We start from the raw sequence: 18,990 nt of genomic DNA on the forward strand, positions 1-18,990 counted from the left end.
AGACCCTTGCAATGCCCGAAATCTCTGCCTTTTCCCTGCAGACAGCCCTGACCCCGGGGCTCGCCGCACCGCTGGAAAACGCAGGCGTTCCGGCAGAACCGGGCAGCGGCGCGCCCTCCCCCAGTTTTGATGCACTGCTAGCGCTACAGGCAGCAACGACACAAACGGCAACCGCTCTTTTGCCGGAAAGCGGCAAGACTTTGCCGGATGCGGCAAACATGGTTGCCGCCCAATCGCAAACGCCCTTGCCCCAAGCGATGCTGATGAAAGCCGCAGCGGCGAGTCCGGTGCCTACCCGCAGTGGTGAGGCCGATGCGCCGGCAGACGCGCTGCCCGAAGTTCCCGACGAAACAGCGACTTCCGCAGCCGAAGTTGCACCCCAGCCCGACATTGCCCTGTTCGCCGCAATCTTTGGCGCGCCTGACAGGCTGGCCCCGGTTGTGCCCGAACCACCAACCGCCGCCCCGGCTGCCACGCCCAGCACCGCACTTGCCACCGCACCGGGCAGCGCCTCACCCCCCTCTGCCCCCACTGCTATCGCCGCTGCCATTGCCAACAGCGCGCAAATCGAGCTGATCCCGGCGACGCCGAAAAACGCGTCGCCGCGCGTCGCTTCCTCGGCTGTGAAAGCATCGACCCCGATAGTAGCGCAAGCATCGGAAGGCGAGGCACCGCCCACAGCACCGCTAACGTCAGCGTCAACGGTGCCGTCTGCAACGCAGACTGAGCGCTCTGTGCCTGCCGCAGCGGAGGCAGACACGCAGACCGCCACGCCCGGCGATTCAGCCCCGCGCAAGGTCGCACCAGCTGCCACCGAAACCATCAAGCCACAGCTTGCAGAAGCCGCCCTTCCGAGCGCCGTCATCACCGATGCGCCGCTCGCCGTCGATGCTCAGCCGGTTGCCACAACCACCCGCAGCGAAGCCAAGGCCGAGCGCATCGACTTTGCCACGCTGGTCGACACGCTCAACCGCGCACGCGAAGACGCATCGCCGCGATCAATCAACGTGGCGGTGACCAACACCGATTTCGGGCGCGTCTCCATGCGCTTTGACAGCACCGATGCTGGCCTGTCCGTGGCGATGAGCGCCGCCGATCCCGGCTTTGCCCGCGCGGTCAACGCCAGCAGCGAAGCCGCTGCGACATCGGCGGACACGCGCGGCCAGAACCCATCGCAAAGCCAGCAATCACAGGCTGATGCGCGCGCGCAGGCGAGCGACGCCAACGCCCAACGTCAGCAGCAGGGCCAGCAGCAGAACGCGCGCACCGATGCCCGCATGGCCGCCAGCGCGCAAACATCCACTCGCCGCGAAGATCCAGCCGACAAGACCGGCGACAGCGGCATCTATGCCTGATTTTGGGCCTGATCCTGACTTCCCCATTCTGAGAGACAGACCATGAGCGACAAAGGCGACAAGGAAGAAAAGCCCAAGAAGAAAAAGGGCGGCGGCATGATGATCAAGGTCGTCGGTGCGATTGCGCTGTTGGGCGCAGGCGCGGGCGGCGTGTTCGGGCTGGTGGCCGCTGGCGTGATCGGCGGCGGCGGTCCGCATGAGGTCATCAAGGTGGACAACAACCCCAAGCTGATCCGCAAGGGCGAGGAAGATCCCTTTGCCCCTGCCGCCAAGGAAGGTGAAGGTGAAGCGGGCGGTGCCGATACCGATGGCGACGGCGGCAGCGAATTCCGCACCATCTACTACAACTTCCCCGACGATTTCACATCGAACCTGCGCGATTCCGACGCGCTGCTGCAGGTCAATATCTCGGCCTCTACCCGCCGCGATTACCGCGTGGTGCTGTGGATGAAGAAGCATGAACTGGCGATCCGTTCTGCCCTGCTGATCGCCATTGCCGACACGCCGGAAGAAGAAGTGGTCAGCCCCGAAGGCAAAGCGCGTTTTCAAAAGCGGATGACCAACACGATCAACAAAGTCCTGACCGAGAACGAGGGCTTTGGCGGGGTCGAGAACGTCTACTTCAAGTCCTTCATCGTCCAGTAAAAACCCCGATTGCCACCTGAGGCCAACCGTACCCATGAAACCAGAACGCGCCTTTGTTGCCGAACGTGCCCTTGCCCAGCACGATCCGGCCTTGCTGCGCCCCGGCCCGGACACGTCTGAACTTGTCCCAGCGCTGGCGCGGATGAGCGAGCGTCTGGCCAAGGCTGTGCGCGGCGCATTGTCGCCACTGCTGGGCGGGGCGGAGCCGCAGATCAATCCGGCCAAGCCAATGAAGACCGATTTCGAGGATTTCTGTTCGGAAATCCCGCGCCTTGCCGCCAACAGCCTGATGCAGATTGGCAGCGGCCCGTTCATGGTCAGCATCGAGGGCGAAAGCGTGCTGCGGCTGGTGGATCGTGCCTTTGGCGGCCCCGGCGATACGCCCGGATCACTGCCCAAGGAGTTCCCGCTTTCGGCCGAACTGATGATCGGGCGGATCGAACAGCTTATCGCCACCTGCCTTGCCGTGGCGCTGGGCGGCAGTTGCGGTGCCATCCGCGCGGTGCGCCGCGATGCCAGCCTGGCGCAGCTTCAGGCGATGCCGGGCAGCACGCCAGTGGCTGCGCTGACGCTCAACGTGCTGGAACAGGGCCGCATGCCCTGGGTCATTTCCATCGCGTTCCCGATGGACACGCTGGGCCAGATGTTTGCGCATGGCGAAGGCAAACGCCCGGCCAAGGCGCCGCGCGGCCCGGCCAAGGCCACCGATGCCCCCTTTGCCGATATGCCGATCGATATGACCGCGGTGCTGGTGGATATGCGCCTGCCGCTGGCCACGATCTCGCGGTTGCAGGTGGGGCAGGTGCTGCCCGTGCCCATCGCGCGCAGCGTGCCGCTGGTGGTGGGCGACAAGACTTATGCCCACGGCTCGATTGGCGCACTCGAAGACCGTGTCGCCATCCAGATTTCCCACCTTTCCTGAATAAAGAGGCAAAGACCCCATGACCTTCCAGCCCCGCGGTTTTGATTTCCTCAAGGATGTCGATGTCCGCCTGACAGTTGAACTCGGCCGCACAGCCATGAAGCTGAAGGACGTGCTTGGCCTGTCCGAAGAATCCGTCGTGATGCTCGACAGGATGACCGACGAACTGCTCGATGTGATGGTCAACGGCAAGCTGATCGCGCGTGGCGAAGTGGTGGCGCAGGGTGACCGCTTTGGCCTGCGCATCGTGGAACTGGCGGGGTCCGATAGCGAGGAACCTGCTGCCGCATCGCCCGAGAAGAAAGCCCCCAGAGCCACCAAGGGGGATGACGCCTGATGTTCTGGTATGTGCTGAAGCTGCTGGTCCTGCTGCCGCTGATCGGCGGACTGATCTGGGCCAGCCTGAAATTCGCCAAGCGCATGGAAGGCCGCTTCATGGGCGGCAATGCGCCGAAATCGGTGCGGATCATCGAAACGCAGATGCTTTCCCCCACGCTGCGGCTGGCGGTGCTGGAATTCCACGGGCGCGAAATTCTCGTCTCGGCGGGGAAGAATGGACTTGTGCGGCTGGCCGAAGCGCCCGCGCGTGAAAAGACTGACGTGCCAAAGGTTGAATCGGAGGAAGTGCAGTGAAGCGCCTTTTTGCCACACTGACGACCGCGTTGGTCCTGCTGCCGCATCACGCGATGGCGGCGGTAGGTCCGGCTCCCACACAGGAACCTGCGGCCCTTTCGGGCGCGCTTGACCGCGCGTTCGGCCAGATGGCAGGCGCACAGAGCGGCGGTTCGCTGTCGCTTTCGTTGCAGCTCCTGCTCATCATGGGGCTGCTGACGATCCTGCCCTCGCTGGTGCTGATGATGACCAGCTTTACCCGTGTGCTGATCGTGCTGTCCATCCTCCGTCAGGCGATGGGCCTGCAGCAATCACCGCCCAATCAGGTGCTGATCGGTCTTTCGCTGTTCCTTTCGCTGTTCATCATGGGGCCGACGCTCGACAAGGTGAACGCCAATGCGATCCAGCCTTATGCCAGCGGCCAGATCGGCGCGGAGCAGGCGCTGGCGGCAGGCGGGCGTGAATTTCACGGCTTCATGATCCGCCAGACGCGCGAGACGGACCTGCGCATGTTTGCCGATATGGCCAAGGCCCCGCGCTTTGCCAGCACGGCGGACGTGCCCTATTCGATCCTGCTGCCGGCCTTCGTTACGAGTGAACTGAAGACCGCTTTCCAGATCGGCTTCATGCTGTTCCTGCCATTTCTGGTGATCGATCTCGTCGTCTCATCCGTGCTGATGAGCCTTGGCATGATGATGATGAGCCCGACGATTGTTTCTTTGCCGTTCAAGCTGTTGCTGTTCGTGCTGGTCGATGGCTGGGCGCTGCTGATGGGCAGCCTTGCGGCGAGTTTCGGATGATGGACGACACCGCCTCCCTCCTCTCGCTGGCAGACCGGATGCTGTGGATCACCGCGCTGGTGGCGGCGCCCGTACTGCTCGCATCGCTTGCGGTCGGCTTGGTCGTCGGCGTCATTCAGGCCGCCACATCGGTGAACGAGCAGACGCTGACGTTCGTGCCCAAGCTGGCGATTACTGCGCTGGTGCTCGTGCTGTTTGGGTCGGCCATGCTTGGCCTGATCGGGGATTTCACCAAGGAAATCTTCGAGCAGATAGCGATGACAGGCAAATAGCGCAGTGCTGCAACTCAACTTCGGTTTTGGCGCGCTTGAGGCCGATTTCTGGCGCTGGATGTTCGTGATGACGCGGATTGGCGCGGCGATGTTTGCTGCGCCCCTGTTTGGTGCAGCAACAGTGCCGCCGCAGGTGCGCGTGATCGTGACCGGAGCGATTGCGCTGCTGATCTGCGCGTGGACGCCAATGGCCGCGCCGCCTGCCTTGCTGTCGGTGAACGGCTTGCTGGCGACTGCCAACGAAGTGGTGATCGGCCTGGCCATCGGGTTTGCGTTGCAGCTCTCGTTCGCCGCGCCGACGCTGGCTGCGGAAATCATCGGCGGCGGCATGGGTATGTCCATCGCCACCACCGCCGATCCCGTCAGCGGCGCAAGTTCGCCCGCAATGGGGCAGTATTTCGCGGTGGTGCTGACGGTGATCTTTCTGGGCACCGGGGCGCATCTCAACTGGATTGCGCTGCTGGTCGATAGCTACGCCACGTTCCCGCCGGGCACGCCGTGGCTCGCACCGGGCCGGATGGAGCTGATCACGCAGTTTGCCGGGCAGATGTTCGTCACCGCGCTGCTGATCGCGCTGCCGGTCACGCTGATCCTGCTGCTGGTGCAGGTGACGACGGGCATCATCAGCCGCTCTGCCCCCAGCCTCAACCTGTTCTCGCTGGGCTTGCCTGCGGGCGTGCTGGCAGGCCTTGCCGCGATGATCGCCGCCGCGCCGATGCTGACCGACGTGATGGTGGAAATCTCCGCCACCGCTGTCGGCCAGGCCGCCGCGTTGATCGCGCAATAGGGGGCGCGCTGCGATGGCCGAGCAGGAGGGCGAGAAGTCCTTTGCCCCTACAGAGAAGCGCAAAAAGGACGCCGCCAAGAACGGCGACGTCTTGCGCTCGAAGGAACTGGCGACGGCGGTGGGCGTGGCTGTGGGTGCGGTGTGGCTGAAGTTTGCCGGGCCGTGGCTGTTCGATGCATTGCAGGACACGCTGCGTGCCTCGTTCACGCTGGATCGCGCGGCGATTGAGGATTTCACGCCGAACAAGCTGCTGATCGGCGCGTTGGTGGCAGTATTGCCGCCGGTGTTCGTGCTGGGCGCTGTCGTGCTGGCTTCATCGGTGTTTGCGCAAATCGGCCTGTCCGATGGCCGCTGGAACATGGGCAACCTTGCGCCGAAGGCATCGCGCATCAACCCGATGTCGGGGCTGAAGCGCATGTTCGGCACGCAAGGGTGGATCGAGCTGGGCAAGGGTCTGGCCAAGCTGGCGCTGATGGGCACGATTGCCTGGTGGTGGGGTTCGGGCGAGGTTTCGAAGCTGATCGGCCTTGGCCACGGCGACATTCACGGACAGCTGGTGCAGGCGTGGGACGCGATCACCTCGCTGGCCTTTGCGCTGGCGGCGGGGCTGGTCATCATCGCGCTGCTGGACTTTCCGATCCTGTGGATCCGCCGCTTCTTCCGCCTGCGCATGACGCTGCAGGAGATCAAGGACGAGCACAAGGAATCCGAAGGCTCGCCCGAAAACAAGGCCGCCGTGCGCAACAAGCAGCGCCAGCTGGCGATGGGCGCGATGCAGGGCGCGATGGCCAAGGCGCAGTTCGTCATCACCAACCCGACGCACTTCTCGGTGGCGCTGACCTATGACCCCGACCTTGCCCCTGCCCCGGTGGTGCTGGCAAAGGGGCGTGGCGAGAAAGCGTTGGCGATGCGCCAGTTGGCCGCGGAACTGGGCGTGCCGACCATCGAGATCCCGCCACTCGCCCGCTCGGTCTATTTCACCACGCGCGAAAACCAGATGATCCGCGAGGATTTGTATGCCGCCATCGCCTCGGTGCTGGCCTTCGTCATGTCCTTGAAGCGGGGCGACAATCCGCAACTGCCGTCGATCGATTTGCCCATCCACATGCAGTTCGATGCCGAAGGCCGTCCTGAAGCGATTGTGCAGCTTAACCGCACCGCCGCCCCGCCGTTCTAGTCCTTATGGAAAGCGCATCAGCCACAGCATCGACATCGGCAACCGCCCAGATCGTCCAGACTCTGGGCGCAGGCAGCGGCATCAACACGGCGCAGCTGGCAGAGCAGCTTGCCGCCGCGCAGTTCGCCACCCGCATTGATCAGCTTGCGGCGAGAAACGAGAAGCTGACCGCACAGATCTCCAGCGCGTCGAACCTCAAGTCGCTGATGAGCACGCTGTCCTCATCCATCGGCTCGCTGATCCGCACCGGCGATCTGGCGGTGAAGCCGTCCATTTCAAACGCCAATGTGGCCACCGTCAGCAAAGGCACCGCCACCGGTAGCGGCAGCTACAGCCTTGAAGTGTCCAGCTTGGCCAATTCGCAGAAGCTGCTGACACCCGCCTACACTTCGGCCACGTCCACGGTCGGATCGGGCACACTGACGCTGCGCTTCGGCACGGTATCAGGCACGTCCTTCAACGCTGACACCACGCAGGACGCGGTCGACATTGCCATCCCCAGTGGTGCGACGCTGACCGATGTGGCTGCCGCCATCAACGCTGCGGGCACCGGGGTTTCGGCCTATGTCGCCAATGGCACGTCCGGTGCGCAAATCGTGCTGCGCGGCAAGGAAGGCGCGACCAGCGGCTTTCAGATCGAGGCGACCGAGACCGTCGGCGAGGAAGGCCTTGCCAATCTGGCCTGGACGCCCGCCACGGTTGGCACCCGCCTGAAATCCACCGCAACCGATGCAGCATTCACGCTCGACGGGGTGGACTACACGTCAAAAAGCAACACCGCCAACGACGTTGCGCCCGGCCTCAACCTGAAGCTGACCGCGACCAACATCGGCAACCCCGCAACGATCAACTTCAGCGATCCCTCCAGCGGTATCACCACCGCCATGACCGATCTGGTCGCTGCGCTGAACGAGGTGGCATCGCAGTTGAACGCCGCGATGAACAAGGACAGCGGCGATCTGAACAATGATCCCGGCGCGCGCGCGCTGCGCACATCGCTGATTACGCTGGCCGGTTCGACGATCATGCCCAATGCCGCCACCGGTGCGCCTGCGACGTTCTCGGACCTTGGTCTGAAGACCGAGCGCGACGGCACGTTCAGCCTCGATACTGCGCGCCTTGCCAAGACGCTGCAGGATTCACCTGATGAGGCGGGCGCGATGTGGACGACCGGACTTTACGGCGTTTATGCCTCCATCGACAAGATCGCGCGCTCCGCCTCGGCGGTCAGCGGCACCTCTCTCGGCAGTTCGATCACGCGCTATACCGCGCTGCAAAAGACGCTGACCGAGAAGACCGAAACGCTGTCCACGAAGCAGGAGGACTTCCGCCAGCGGCTGGTCCAGCGCTTCGCCTCGATGGACACGCGGGTCAGCAATTCGCAATCGACGCTGTCCTTCCTGAAGGCCCAGATCGACGCGTGGAACGGGAGTGACAACTGATGCTGCATCACCGCAATGATCCATCGGAAGCCTACCGCCGCGTCGATTTCGATGCGCGGGTTTCAGGCGCGAATTCGGGCCAGTTGGTCGATCTGTGTCTTGAACAGGTTATCGGATCGATCGGCCGCGCGCTGCACGCGCAGGAACGCAGTGACAATTCGGCCAAGAGCGCCGCGCTCACCCGCGCCATTTCCGCGCTTACCGCACTGCAAATGGGTATCGATATGTCGAACCCTACAGCCAAGGCGCTGGTGCAGCTTTATCAGTCCGCACGCGGGGCGATCCTTGATTGCGTGACACGGTTCAACCCCACCACGCTCAAAGTGATCCGGCAGGACTTCATCGAAATCCGCGAGGCTATGCTGCGCAGCATTGCTGCGTAAGGGCCTTCAAGACGGCAACAATTTGCAGCTACCAAATCGTCATGCTGAACTTGTTTCAGCATCCATCTATCAACAATAGCTACAGTGTGGGTGGATAAATGGACCCTGAAACAAGTTCAGGGTGACGAAGTGACCCGTTCAACGTCACCCGCCTTACACAGAAAAAGCCCGGAGCCGGCATGAGGCTCCGGGCTTCCTTTCTACCCGCGCGAATGGGGACGGTTCGCGCGGGAAGCTGGATGCGGGAAGAATGTCAGCCCGTATGGCAGCAGGCGATCAGGGCCTCGCCAAGATCGCCAAGCCCCAGTTCCTTGTCAGCCGCTTCCATGTCCATTGCAGCGTTTGGCGCTTCGGCCACCATTGCGGTCTTGCGATCCTGCACGAAGGTTTTGCACCCGGCATCGCGCATCAGGCGCAGGCCCTTGGCACCATCGCGGCCCATGCCGGTCAGCACAGCGCCAGCCGCCGGGATCGCACCGCGCGCGATTGATCCGAACAGCAGGTTGGCCGCAGGGCGCACGCCGTCCACCGGATCGCGGTCGATCAGGCGCAGCTTGGCAGGTGTGCCCGGTTCAATCACCGCGTGACGCTCAGGGTCATAGGCGATGTGGATTGTGCCCGGCACAAGCGGCGTGGCATCCTTGGCGGCCTTTACCGCGCATTTCAGCTCGCCATCCATGCGTTTGATGAATGTTTCAACCACCGCCGGCTCGGCATTGAGCGTGATGATTGTGGGCGGGCACTTTTCGGGAAAATCGCCGAGGATCTGCGTCAGCGCATCGATCCCGCCCATCGATGCGGTGATCGCAAGGATGTGGCCGTTCCATTCGAAGTTCGTTTCTGCCACCTTGGCAACCCTGGTGGTGTCACGCGGGGCGCGCCGGTCCTTGACGTTGCTGTTGGCCGCCGCCAGCACGATCTTGCCCAACTGGCCCACGGTCTTGGCAAACTGTTCGGGCGTGGCCTTCAAAGGTTTGGGGAAGCATTCCACCGCGCCCAGCTCATAGGCCTTGAGCGAAGTTTCAGTGCCCGCCTGCGTAAGGCTGGAGAGCATGACCACCGGAATCGGGTTCGATCCCATCAGCTCTTCCAGGAATTCGATCCCGCTCATCCCCGGCATTTCCACGTCGAGCGTGACCACGTTGGGGCGCAGTTCCTTGATCTGCTCTCGGGCGTCGTTGGCACTGGACGCCGCACCGACAACCGTCACGTTCTTTGCCTGATCGAGAATATCGGCAAACAGCGCCCGCATAGCGGCGGAATCATCGACAACGAGTACGCGAGCATCATGCATTTGAAGGAACCTCTTGAACTGGCGTGATTATGCCGTCCACATTCCTTTACGCGCGCAGAGCCGACCAATTCCTGTGCCGCCCCTTACGTATCTCACCCTAAGGTACGCGAAAGGCGGCCTTTGCCCTCATGCCCTATCTCTTCGAACCATGATGCCGTGTCCGATTCCCCCGGACCGGCCAAGTAGAGCCGCCTTAGTCGAGTCGGAGGAAGAGCATCTTCATGTCGTCGGTCACGCCATCGATCACTTTGCCCGCGCGCTGCGATCGCGCCGCAGCCGAAGCGCTGCTGCCTGAAATGATTGCAGCACTCGGCTCCGGCCCGCTGCGGATCGATGCGCGCGAGTGCCAGCACATCGGCCAGGCCATGCTCCAGTTGCTCGTCAGCGCCCGCCAAACCGGTGAAGGCGCGGTGATCGAGCCTTCGCAGACATTGCGCGACGTGGCCCAGCTCACCGGGCTTGGCGAGGAACTCTTTTCAGGGATTCACGCATGACCGCCGAAGAAATCCAGGCCATCTTCTTTGCCGAGTGCGAGGAGTCGCTCGAAGCCGCAGAGCAAGGCCTTGCGGCCTGCCGCGATGGCACGCAGGACAGCGATACCGTCAACGCGGTGTTTCGGGCAGTCCATTCGATCAAGGGCGGCGCGGGCGCGTTCGGCTATATCGCGCTGCAGGGCTTCACCCATACTTTCGAAACACTGCTTTCGGATGTGCGCGATGGCACCGTGCCGATTACCGAACCGCTGATCGACCTGATGCTCGGCGGGCTTGATACACTGAGCGACCACGTTACCGCTGCGCGCGATAGTGGTGAGCCGCCAGAGGATGCCGCGCTGCAGGCGGAAATGACCGCTGCGATGGCGGCCAATGCGGGTGCAGCACCAGCAGCGCCAGTTGCTGCCGCTCCCCCCCCTCCTGCGCCCGCCCCTGAACCTGAAAAGGCCGAAGTGGCTGACAGTTCGGGCGACGATTTCGACTTCGACTTTGATCTCGACGCCCTGCTGGATGACATTTCGGATGACATGGCCCCGGCTGCTGTTGCCCCCGAAGCCCGCTGGCAAGTTCGCGTGCGGCCCCATGCTGCGGCGATGCGCAATGGCAGTGAACCGCTGCTGATGCTGCGCGAAATGAGCGAACTGGGCGGCGTTTGCGAACTGTGTGACATATCCTCGATCCCGCCCCTCGACGGCTTTGATGTCGGTACGGGGTATCTTGGCTGGGCATTCAGCTTCCCCGCCAGCGTGGGCGAAGATGCGGTTCGCGACATCTTCGATTTCGTCGGTGACGACTGCTCTTTGGCCTTTGGTGCCCAAGCAGACATGCCGCAGGTGCAATATCCTGAACCGCCGGTACCAATTGCACCAGTGGCAACCGCACCCATTGCAGTTCCTGTTGCCGCGCCCGTGGCGGCGATGGTGCAGTCTCCTGCCTCCGCCGTTCCGGCGCCCGTCGAAGCGCCGCTTGCCCCGGACCCCGAATTGGCGCGCACGGGTTCGGCACCGCCAGCACCGCCTGCACCCGGCCAGTCAATCCGCATTGAACTGGGCAAGCTCGACAAGCTGATCGACGCTGTGGGCGAACTCGTTATCGCGCAGGCCATGATGGCACAGCGGCTGGCCGATCAGGGCCTCGCTGTGGCCGAAGACATGACAATGATCGAAGGGCTGACCCGCGACATCCAGGAATCGGCCATGGCGATCCGCGCCCAGCCGATCGGCTCGGTGTTCAGCCGCGTGCCACGCATCCTGCGTGAACTTGCATCTTCCACCGGCAAGCACGTGAAGCTCGAAGTGTCGGGCGAGACGACCGAACTGGACAAGACTGTCATCGAGCGTCTGGGCGAGCCGTTGACTCACCTGATCCGCAATGCGGTAGATCACGGCATCGAACAGGCGGACGAACGCATCGCTGCCGGAAAGCCCGCCGAGGGCACGCTGACGCTTTCGGCAGAGCACCGGTCTGGCCGCATCCTCATCCGCATTGGCGATGACGGCAAGGGCATCGACCGCGAACGCGTGTTTGCCAAGGCGGTCGAAAAAGGCCTGATCTCGCCCGATACGGTGATGAGCAAGGAGGAGATCGACCTGCTGATCTTCGCACCGGGCTTTTCTACCGCGCAGACCGTGACGAATGTGTCCGGTCGCGGCGTGGGCATGGATGTAGTCCGCCAGAACGTGAAGGATCTGGGCGGGCGCATCACCATCGATTCCGAACCCGGCAAGGGCACCACATTCACGCTTACCCTGCCGCTGACGCTGGCCATTTCCGATGGTATGGTCGTCAACGTGGGTGACCAGACACTGGTCGTGCCGCTTGCCAATGTGGTGGAAAGCCTGCGCCCCGAACCCAACGAAGTTCAGGGCCTTGGTGCCAGCCGCTGCATGATAAACGTGCGCGGACGGTTCATTCCGGTGATCCCGCTCAGCCAGTCCGTAGGAGCAGCCGGTGCCTGCACCGACCCGCGCGATGGCGTGCTGATCGTGGTCGAAACCGAGGGCGCAGGCCGCGCCGCACTGCTGGTCGATGCGATCTGCGATCAACGCCAGGTCGTCATCAAAAGCCTCGACACGCATTACCGCTCGGTCGAGGGCGTGGCGGGTGCTACCATCCTTGGTGATGGCCGTGTCGCGCTGATTGTCGATGTCGACAGCCTCGTCTCGCGCAGCCTCGCGTCTGCGGGCGGCAATTCTCCGCTGGCAGAAGCCGCATGAGCCTGATGGACGCCCTTGATGCGTCGATGCCCGGGGTCAGCCCCGGCGTGTTCGACGAGGCAGACTTCCGCGCGATTTCGGAAATCACGCACAAGGAAGCCGGCATCGTCCTGTCCAGCGGAAAGGCCATGCTGGTCTATTCACGCCTCGCCCCACTGGTGCGCAACGCCAATTGCGCGACATTCGGTGCCTATGTCATCCGCATTCGTGAAGACGCGACTGAGCGCACCAAGGCGATCTGCGCACTGACGACTAACCACACCTTCTTCTACCGCGAAGCCCACCACTTTGAACACTTCGCCCGCGAAGTGCGCCCAGGCTATGTCCAGCGGCTGCAAAGCGGCGGCAAAGTGCGTCTGTGGTCGGCAGGCTGCTCCAGCGGTGAGGAAACGTGGTCCTTGCTGATGACGTTTCTGGGCGAAGACGCTTCCGCTGGCGCAAACATCGCCAAGCGCGATCTGCGTCTGCTGGCCAGCGACATTGCCACGCACGCCATCGCCAAGGCCCGCGCAGGCACCTACCGCACCGAGGATCTGAAGCCCGTACCCGATGGCTTGCGCCGCCACTGGACGCGCAGCACCGGCGAGGAATCGACCATCGCGCCCGAAGTGCAGCAACTTGCCCGCTTCCGGTCGCTCAACCTGCTGGGTGATTGGCCGATGCAGGGGCAGTTTGACACGATCTTCTGCCGCAACGTGATGATCTATTTCGATAATCCCACCAAGGAACGGCTCGTGCATCGTTTTGCCGAGAAGCTCGCCCCCGGCGGCTGGCTTTACATCGGTCATTCCGAACGCGTGACCGGTCCGGCGCTCGATCTGCTGTCGACCCAGGGTCCAACCATCTACCGCAAGAGGGCCGCATGACCATCCGCGTCGTTATCGTTGAAGATTCTCCCACCATGCGCGCCATCCTGATGAACCGGCTGGGCAAGGAGCCGGACATCGAAGTTGTGGCCGCCGCCGCCAACGCCGCTGAAGGCCGCGAAGTGATCCGCGAGCTGGACCCGGACGTCGTCACGCTCGACATCGAAATGCCCGGCATGAACGGCCTCGATTTCCTCGCCAAGATCATGCAACTGCGCCCGACCCCGGTGATCATCGTCTCCGGCTCCACGCAGAAAGGCAACGACATGAGCGCCCGTGCGCTCGCTCTCGGTGCGGTTGATTGCTACGCCAAGTCAGGCGGCGGCATGGGTCTCGACGATGCCGGAATGCTGGCACAGATGATCCGCGAGGCCGCCAAGGTCCGCTTCTCACCCCGCGCACCCGCCGCAGCACCCTCAACCATCACCCGCATAGCCGCCGAAGTGCGCGGCACGCTGGCCGATCGCCCCGCGCTGATCGCCATTGGCTCGTCCACCGGCGGCGTGGAGGCACTGCAGACGGTGCTTTCCGGCTTTCCTGCCGATTGCCCGCCCACCCTGATCGTGCAGCACATCAACGCCCGCTTCGCGCCTGCCGTCGCACGCACGCTCGACCAGTCGTGCCCGCCCAGGATCATGATTGCCGAACCCGACATGCCGCTTCGGGATGGCCACGTCTATCTCGCGCCCGGCGATGATCGGCACCTCTCCATTGGCGGCAGCAGCACCTTCCACTGCAAGCTGCGCAGCGGCGAACCGGTCTCCGGCCACATGCCCAGCGTCGATGTGCTGTTCGCTTCGGTCGCCGAGATCATCGGTCCCCGTGCAGTCGGCATCCTGCTGACCGGGATGGGCGCTGATGGCGCACAAGGCCTGCTCTCGATGGCCCAGAAAGGCGCGCGTACCATTGCGCAGGACGAGGCGACCTGCACCGTCTTCGGCATGCCCCGCGCTGCAATCAACCTTGGTGCCGCGCGCATCGTCGCGCCTTTGGGTTCCATCGCCCGCCACGCCTTCAGCAAGGCGGCGTAAGATGAGCTTCGAATCCCCCATCCCCCCAAATCCATCGGGCGCACCGCCGCTTGAACGGGTCACCGTCATGCAAGGGCAGGCCCTTGCCAGCGCCAACGCATCAATCGAATACTCCACCGTGCTCGGATCGTGCGTGGCCACGTGCCTGTTCGATCCGCAAAGCAAGGTCGGCGGCATGAACCATTTCCTGCTGTCAGAACCCCCCGCCAATCTGCCCGGCACACAAGTGGACGAACACTACGGCGTCTATCTGATGGAGCTTCTGGTCAACCAGATGCTCAGCCGTGGTGCCCGCAAAAGCAACCTCAAGGCCCACCTTTATGGCGGGGCGAACGTCAATCGCAACATGATGAAGATTGGCACGATGAACGCCGAATTCGCCCGCGAATTCCTCCGCCGCGAAGGCATTGCCCTGATGCGCGAGGATTTGGGTGGCACCAGCGCGCGCCGTGTCGATTTCCGCCCCGCGTCGGGCCAGGTCCGCCTGCGCACGGTAGAAGACCGTTTTGCACCACCCGTCCAACCCACCCTGCGCCCGGCCTTGTCCACTGGCGACGTCGAACTGTTCTGATCGGAAAAGCGAGCCTCTCCCATGACTACAACCACAACCCGGATCCTTACCGTAGACGACAGCCCATCCATGCGGGCGCTGCTCAATCACGCCCTGTCGGGCCACGGCTTCGATGTGTCGCAGGCCGAAGACGGCATGGCTGCGCTCGATTGGCTGGCGATGAACGAGGTCGATGTCGTCATCACCGATATCAACATGCCGCGCCTCGATGGCTTCGGCCTGATCGAACGCCTGCGCGAAGGCAGCCGCCATCGTGACCGCCCGATCCTCGTGCTGACAACCGAAAGCTCGGACGAGAAGAAGGCCCGCGCCCGCGCCGCCGGTGCCACCGGCTGGATCGTCAAACCGTTCGACCCCGAAAAGCTCGTCGCCGCGGTCCGCCGGGTTGCCCACTAAAAACTCCGCCCACTAAGCCAACCAAGGAGCACAGAACCATGCTGCGCGAACTGATCACCTTCGAAGTCGAAGGCCAGGTTTTCGGCCTCGATATCATGGCCATCCGCGAAATCCGCGCATGGTCCCCCACCACGCGCCTGCCGCGCGTGCCCTCCTATGTCGCAGGCGTCGTCAACTTGCGCGGCACCGTGCTGCCGGTGATCGATCTGGGCGCACGCCTCGGCTGGCGCGAGACCGAGGCCACCCCGCGCCACGCCATCATCGTGACGCAGCAGGGCCAGCAGATCTCCGGCTGGATCGTCGATGCGGTGAGCGACATCGTCACGCTCGACAGCGAAACCCTGCAGCCCCCGCCGCCCACTTCGGCAGGCGATACGGTGGTGCCGTTCCTCGAAGGCCTTGCCGCGATTGACGACAAGATGGTCATGGTCCTGAACCTTGCCGCGCTGTCAGACGCCGTCGTGGTGCCCGAAGCCGCCTGAGGCTGAAAAGTCCCGGCGTTGATCCCGTCCCTTCAAAAGCTCGTCATGCTGGACTTGTTTCAGCATCCATCCCTCCCCACGAACCGCAATGCGAGTGGCCAGATGGACCCTGAAACGAGTTCAGGGTGACGAAAACACAAGAGCAAAAGGTCCACCAGATGGCACAAGCAACACACCGCCAGATCGCCGTCGTGCTGGAAGAGCTCGCCGAAGAAGTCGAAGCCCTGGGCGCCGCCCTGTGCATGGACATGGACATCGCCATCAAGCACATGGACAAACTTCAGGCGATAGACCTCATCGCCCAGAAACAGCGCTCATTGGGCAACCTGCTGGTGGCAGAACGCCCGGCTGAGGAAATCGAGCGGATCGCGATTGACGTACTGCGGGATCGGATGCGTTTGTCGGGGCGATAGTCGAAACCCTCAGCGGTGTGTGATCCGCAATTTGCGGAAGTGCGCCACCGTCCCGGTTTCAACCCACAACCCGATACCACCACGCTGATCCGGTCCCAGCTTCAGGTCGCTGACGATCAACACCGGCACCGGTCGCTTGTCCAGAAACAGCACTGCCCTGCTTCCAGACACTTCAATCCGCATCGTCGTCCACCGCCCCGGTGCGATATCTGCCGCAGTTTCGTACCGTTCCGGGCTTTCGCGCCGCAGCCGATCAAAGCGCCATTCCGGCCACGCCACATATTGCACCGAATGGTTTCTGCGTACCTGATCTTCGGCGATGCCGTTGGTGGGACGCAGATAGATGCTTTCGAACCGGCCCTTCCCCACGCGGAACGCCAGCCCCACAAAGGCCCGCGCAAATTCCGGCGCGCCTTCGGCCAGTTCACCTTTCACCTCGACTTCGATCACACCATCGTGAAAATCGATGGGCAGCAATGCCATGAAGTCACGGTCAGCCAACGCTTCGCGTGCGGGATCCTGCCAATACCGTCGCGGCAGTTCGATCCGCCAGCCTTGTGCATCCGTCGTCAGTTCCACGCCTTTGGCAGCAAAATCGCTAATGTTTGGACTACGCCACGGCACAGTCCCTGCGGACAGGCCGACAGCGGACAAAACCAGAAGACACATGCGCCGCCACGTCACCCTCATCTGTCCGATCCCGAAGTCACCGCCGCCTGAACCGCCAGAATTTCTGGCCATACGGCGAAAGCATCGGTCTGCCGGTTGATGAAAACCAGCCCGAAACGCCCGGTTGGCAGATCGACCCACGGATAAGTGCCGAACGCACCGATGCTGGAGCTCCGGGTGCAGCGCCCTTGGACGTCCCACGTTTCGCACCAGTTGCCGAGACCGTAGTGTGCGCTTTCCAGCAAGGCCGCATTCGTTGGCAGCATCTTTGCCGCAGGCGTCTGGTCGCGCATCATTTCGGTCACGGCCTGCTCGGACAGCACGCGGCGGCCCTTGTAGATGCCCTTGGCAGCCAGCATTTCAAGGAAGCGCACATAATCGTCGGCAGTGCTTATAGCCCCACCCTGTAGCACGGGATTGCGGGTTTCGTCAGCTGGCGGGATTGCTTCACCGAACTTCAGATGTGCCCAAACCGTCCCGGTCATGCCAAGCGGGCGTGCGATGCGGGACTGGAACACCTCTTCCCATGCCTGCCCCGTCACCGCTTCGACCACGGCACCGGCTACCTGAAACCCCGGCCCACCATAGTTGAACACCGCGCCGGGCGTCGTGGACAATGGTCGTGCAAGCACCTCGTCAGCAGACTGGCGCAGCGTCATGCGATGGTCCTGTTTCAGGTCATACATCTCGCCAAGGCCGCCCGCGACGCCCGATGTCTGCGCCAAAAGCTGGCGGAGCGTCAGCTTGCGCGCCCTGCCCCGTGCCCCGCGCAACCATGTGGAAACCGGCTTGTCGAGCGAAAGCCTGCCTTCGTCCACCAGCGCCATCACTGTAGCTGCCGCCAGCCACTTTGAAGCGGACGCAATGGGATAGCGCGTGTCGGCTGAGATCTGTCCAACATCGGCCCGCACCGTTTCTTGCCCCGTCCCGCCAAACACCACAGTCACGCCCGGTGTGCCTTTGGCAATCATGGCATCGACCGCAGCCCTTGCCGCAGGTGGCAATGTGCGCGCGCCCGGTGGTTGGTGAGCAGCCAGTGGCTCGGCGCTGGCGAGCGCTGCGTTTAGTGGCAGTGTGCCTAGCAGAAATAGCGAGATCAATGTGCGTTTACGCATGGTGCGATCCTTGGTCCGCCCACCAATCGGGCTTTCCCCGCATGTGCCATCATTCCCATATTGACGGAATAAGCTGTAATGTCCGATCAATACGGACACAATGTCCTCATTCAGCCTCGAATCGCTCTCCGGCCTAACCGCTTTCGTGGTGTCAGTAGAAACCGGCGGCTTTGCGCCTGCTGGTCGCACGCTTGGCCTTTCCGCGTCCGCCGTTGGGAAGGCCGTCGCACGGCTCGAAGCGCGCCTTGGCATGCGCCTTCTGATCCGCACGACCCGCCGCTTGTCCATGACGTATGAAGGCGAAGAGCTTTTTGCGCGCGCCACCCGCATGATTGACGATCTGCGCGAAATCGAAGCCATGCTGGGCGATCAGTCGCGCGCGCCTTCAGGCCGGGTCCGCATCAGCCTGCCCGCCACGCTGGGGCGGATGGTCATACTGCCCCGTCTGGCGCAGTTCACGCAAAGCCACAGCGGCATCGAACTTGATGTTGGGCTGGATGATCGCAAGGTGGATCTGGTAGAAGGCGGGATCGACCTTGCCGTGCGCACCGGTACACTCGACAGCAGCGGCCTGATTGCCCGCAAACTGGCACCGCACAACTTCCTGCTTTGCGCATCCCCCACCTATCTGGCGCACCGTGCCGCACCGCAAACTTTGGGTGATCTTGCCGGGCATACCTGCATTCGCTTCCGCTATCCGTCTACCGGACTGCTGGAACGTTGGATGTTCGACGACACCGAACTTGATCGTGAGCTGGGCAGCGGGCCTACGCTCAACGATGGCGAAGCCGTTGTCGTGGCGGCCATCGCGGGCATGGGACTGGCACAAGTGCCTGATTATTCAGCGCGCGCCGCCTTGTCCGCCGGTCAATTGGTGGCTGTGATGCCGAACTACCGCACAATCAGGGGCGATATCTGGCTCGTCCGCCCATCCCACCGCGCCACCCCGCCACGGGTGCAGGTTCTGGCGCAGTTTCTGGTCGATATGCTGGGCCAACTTTGAAAACCAGTCCCCGCCGGATTGCCACACCCCCTAGACTTCCCCCCC

The 18,990-nt window shown here is 63.1% G+C and carries 23 protein-coding genes; 20 read left to right on the forward strand and 3 right to left on the reverse strand.

The features are described from left to right. The first annotated feature begins 11 nt into the window (after positions 1–11). Genes Q8R81_RS11100 through fliS form a run of 11 tightly spaced genes read left to right on the forward strand, consistent with a single transcriptional unit; the run spans position 12 to position 8,395 of the window. Complete coding sequence (locus Q8R81_RS11100; RefSeq protein WP_305617791.1) at positions 12–1,355, forward strand: hypothetical protein; 1,344 nt, start codon at positions 12–14, stop codon at positions 1,353–1,355. Between the two features lie 42 nt (positions 1,356–1,397). After that, complete coding sequence (fliL, locus tag Q8R81_RS11105; protein WP_305617793.1) at positions 1,398–2,000, forward strand: flagellar basal body-associated protein FliL; 603 nt, start codon at positions 1,398–1,400, stop codon at positions 1,998–2,000. A 34-nt stretch (positions 2,001–2,034) separates the two neighbouring features. Further along, positions 2,035–2,922 (forward strand): FliM/FliN family flagellar motor switch protein, encoded by an 888-nt coding sequence (locus Q8R81_RS11110; RefSeq protein ID WP_292626292.1) that lies wholly within the window; start codon positions 2,035–2,037, stop codon positions 2,920–2,922. 19 nt (positions 2,923–2,941) lie between these two features. Beyond that, complete coding sequence (fliN, locus tag Q8R81_RS11115; RefSeq protein ID WP_305617795.1) at positions 2,942–3,259, forward strand: flagellar motor switch protein FliN; 318 nt, start codon at positions 2,942–2,944, stop codon at positions 3,257–3,259. Continuing rightward, positions 3,259–3,555: a flagellar biosynthetic protein FliO gene (locus Q8R81_RS11120; protein WP_305617797.1), complete on the forward strand. Its 297-nt coding sequence runs from the start codon at positions 3,259–3,261 to the stop codon at positions 3,553–3,555. The genes fliN and Q8R81_RS11120 overlap by 1 nt, the downstream gene beginning before the upstream one ends. A gap of 53 nt (positions 3,556–3,608) precedes the next feature. Next, positions 3,609–4,334: a flagellar type III secretion system pore protein FliP gene (fliP, locus tag Q8R81_RS11125; RefSeq protein ID WP_305617944.1), complete on the forward strand. Its 726-nt coding sequence runs from the start codon at positions 3,609–3,611 to the stop codon at positions 4,332–4,334. Then, entirely contained in the window at positions 4,334–4,606 is a 273-nt protein-coding gene (gene fliQ, locus Q8R81_RS11130) for a flagellar biosynthesis protein FliQ (protein WP_305617798.1), read from the forward strand. The genes fliP and fliQ overlap by 1 nt, the downstream gene beginning before the upstream one ends. A gap of 4 nt (positions 4,607–4,610) precedes the next feature. After that, the gene (fliR, locus tag Q8R81_RS11135) at positions 4,611–5,393 is read left to right on the forward strand and encodes a flagellar biosynthetic protein FliR (protein WP_305617800.1); all 783 of its coding nucleotides are present in this window, start codon (positions 4,611–4,613) and stop codon (positions 5,391–5,393) included. Between the two features lie 13 nt (positions 5,394–5,406). Continuing rightward, positions 5,407–6,570, forward strand: a complete 1,164-nt coding sequence (locus Q8R81_RS11140) for a flagellar biosynthesis protein FlhB (protein ID WP_305617802.1) — start codon at positions 5,407–5,409, stop codon at positions 6,568–6,570. 5 nt (positions 6,571–6,575) lie between these two features. Continuing rightward, positions 6,576–8,012 (forward strand): flagellar filament capping protein FliD, encoded by a 1,437-nt coding sequence (fliD, locus tag Q8R81_RS11145; protein ID WP_305617804.1) that lies wholly within the window; start codon positions 6,576–6,578, stop codon positions 8,010–8,012. Next, on the forward strand, positions 8,012–8,395 hold the full coding sequence (gene fliS, locus Q8R81_RS11150) for a flagellar export chaperone FliS (RefSeq protein WP_305617806.1): 384 nt from the start codon (positions 8,012–8,014) through the stop codon (positions 8,393–8,395). Before fliD ends, fliS begins: the two co-directional genes overlap by 1 nt. Positions 8,396–8,648: 253 nt before the next feature. Here the strand turns inward: fliS and Q8R81_RS11155 are convergent, their stop codons facing one another. After that, on the reverse strand, positions 8,649–9,689 hold the full coding sequence (locus Q8R81_RS11155) for a chemotaxis protein CheB (RefSeq protein ID WP_305617808.1): 1,041 nt from the start codon (positions 9,687–9,689) through the stop codon (positions 8,649–8,651). 221 nt (positions 9,690–9,910) lie between these two features. Here Q8R81_RS11155 and Q8R81_RS11160 point away from each other — a divergent pair, with 221 nt between their 5' ends. The 8 genes from Q8R81_RS11160 to Q8R81_RS11195 all read left to right on the forward strand — a co-directional run bounded on the left by Q8R81_RS11160 (position 9,911) and on the right by Q8R81_RS11195 (position 16,158). Continuing rightward, positions 9,911–10,183, forward strand: a complete 273-nt coding sequence (locus tag Q8R81_RS11160) for an STAS domain-containing protein (protein ID WP_305617810.1) — start codon at positions 9,911–9,913, stop codon at positions 10,181–10,183. Further along, complete coding sequence (locus Q8R81_RS11165; protein ID WP_305617812.1) at positions 10,180–12,399, forward strand: chemotaxis protein CheA; 2,220 nt, start codon at positions 10,180–10,182, stop codon at positions 12,397–12,399. The genes Q8R81_RS11160 and Q8R81_RS11165 overlap by 4 nt, the downstream gene beginning before the upstream one ends. A 5-nt stretch (positions 12,400–12,404) precedes the next feature. After that, positions 12,405–13,265 carry a protein-glutamate O-methyltransferase CheR gene (locus Q8R81_RS11170; RefSeq protein WP_305617815.1) on the forward strand — a complete coding sequence of 287 codons (861 nt, stop codon included), beginning with the start codon at positions 12,405–12,407 and terminating at the stop codon, positions 13,263–13,265. Further along, positions 13,262–14,296 carry a chemotaxis response regulator protein-glutamate methylesterase gene (locus tag Q8R81_RS11175; RefSeq protein ID WP_305617818.1) on the forward strand — a complete coding sequence of 345 codons (1,035 nt, stop codon included), beginning with the start codon at positions 13,262–13,264 and terminating at the stop codon, positions 14,294–14,296. Before Q8R81_RS11170 ends, Q8R81_RS11175 begins: the two co-directional genes overlap by 4 nt. 1 nt (position 14,297) lies before the next feature. Next, positions 14,298–14,867 carry a chemotaxis protein CheD gene (locus tag Q8R81_RS11180; protein WP_305617820.1) on the forward strand — a complete coding sequence of 190 codons (570 nt, stop codon included), beginning with the start codon at positions 14,298–14,300 and terminating at the stop codon, positions 14,865–14,867. A 21-nt stretch (positions 14,868–14,888) separates the two neighbouring features. Then, positions 14,889–15,263, forward strand: a complete 375-nt coding sequence (locus tag Q8R81_RS11185) for a response regulator (RefSeq protein WP_305617822.1) — start codon at positions 14,889–14,891, stop codon at positions 15,261–15,263. Between the two features lie 38 nt (positions 15,264–15,301). Continuing rightward, a complete protein-coding gene (locus Q8R81_RS11190; RefSeq protein ID WP_305617823.1) occupies positions 15,302–15,745 on the forward strand; it encodes a chemotaxis protein CheW in 444 nt (147 codons plus the stop codon). A gap of 158 nt (positions 15,746–15,903) precedes the next feature. Beyond that, positions 15,904–16,158, forward strand: coding sequence for a hypothetical protein (locus tag Q8R81_RS11195; protein WP_305617825.1), 255 nt, complete (start codon positions 15,904–15,906; stop codon positions 16,156–16,158). A gap of 9 nt (positions 16,159–16,167) precedes the next feature. On the opposite strand, the gene Q8R81_RS11200 is transcribed toward Q8R81_RS11195, so the two are convergent. After that, on the reverse strand, positions 16,168–16,737 hold the full coding sequence (locus tag Q8R81_RS11200) for a family 16 glycoside hydrolase (RefSeq protein ID WP_305617827.1): 570 nt from the start codon (positions 16,735–16,737) through the stop codon (positions 16,168–16,170). A gap of 107 nt (positions 16,738–16,844) precedes the next feature. Next, positions 16,845–17,942, reverse strand: coding sequence for a serine hydrolase (locus Q8R81_RS11205; RefSeq protein ID WP_305617829.1), 1,098 nt, complete (start codon positions 17,940–17,942; stop codon positions 16,845–16,847). 100 nt (positions 17,943–18,042) lie between these two features. Between Q8R81_RS11205 and Q8R81_RS11210 the strand changes: the two genes are divergently transcribed. Then, on the forward strand, positions 18,043–18,945 hold the full coding sequence (locus Q8R81_RS11210; protein ID WP_305617830.1) for a LysR family transcriptional regulator: 903 nt from the start codon (positions 18,043–18,045) through the stop codon (positions 18,943–18,945). Positions 18,946–18,990 lie beyond the last annotated feature (45 nt).

Source organism: Novosphingobium sp. (genome assembly GCF_030696665.1).
Lineage (GTDB): Bacteria > Pseudomonadota > Alphaproteobacteria > Sphingomonadales > Sphingomonadaceae > Novosphingobium.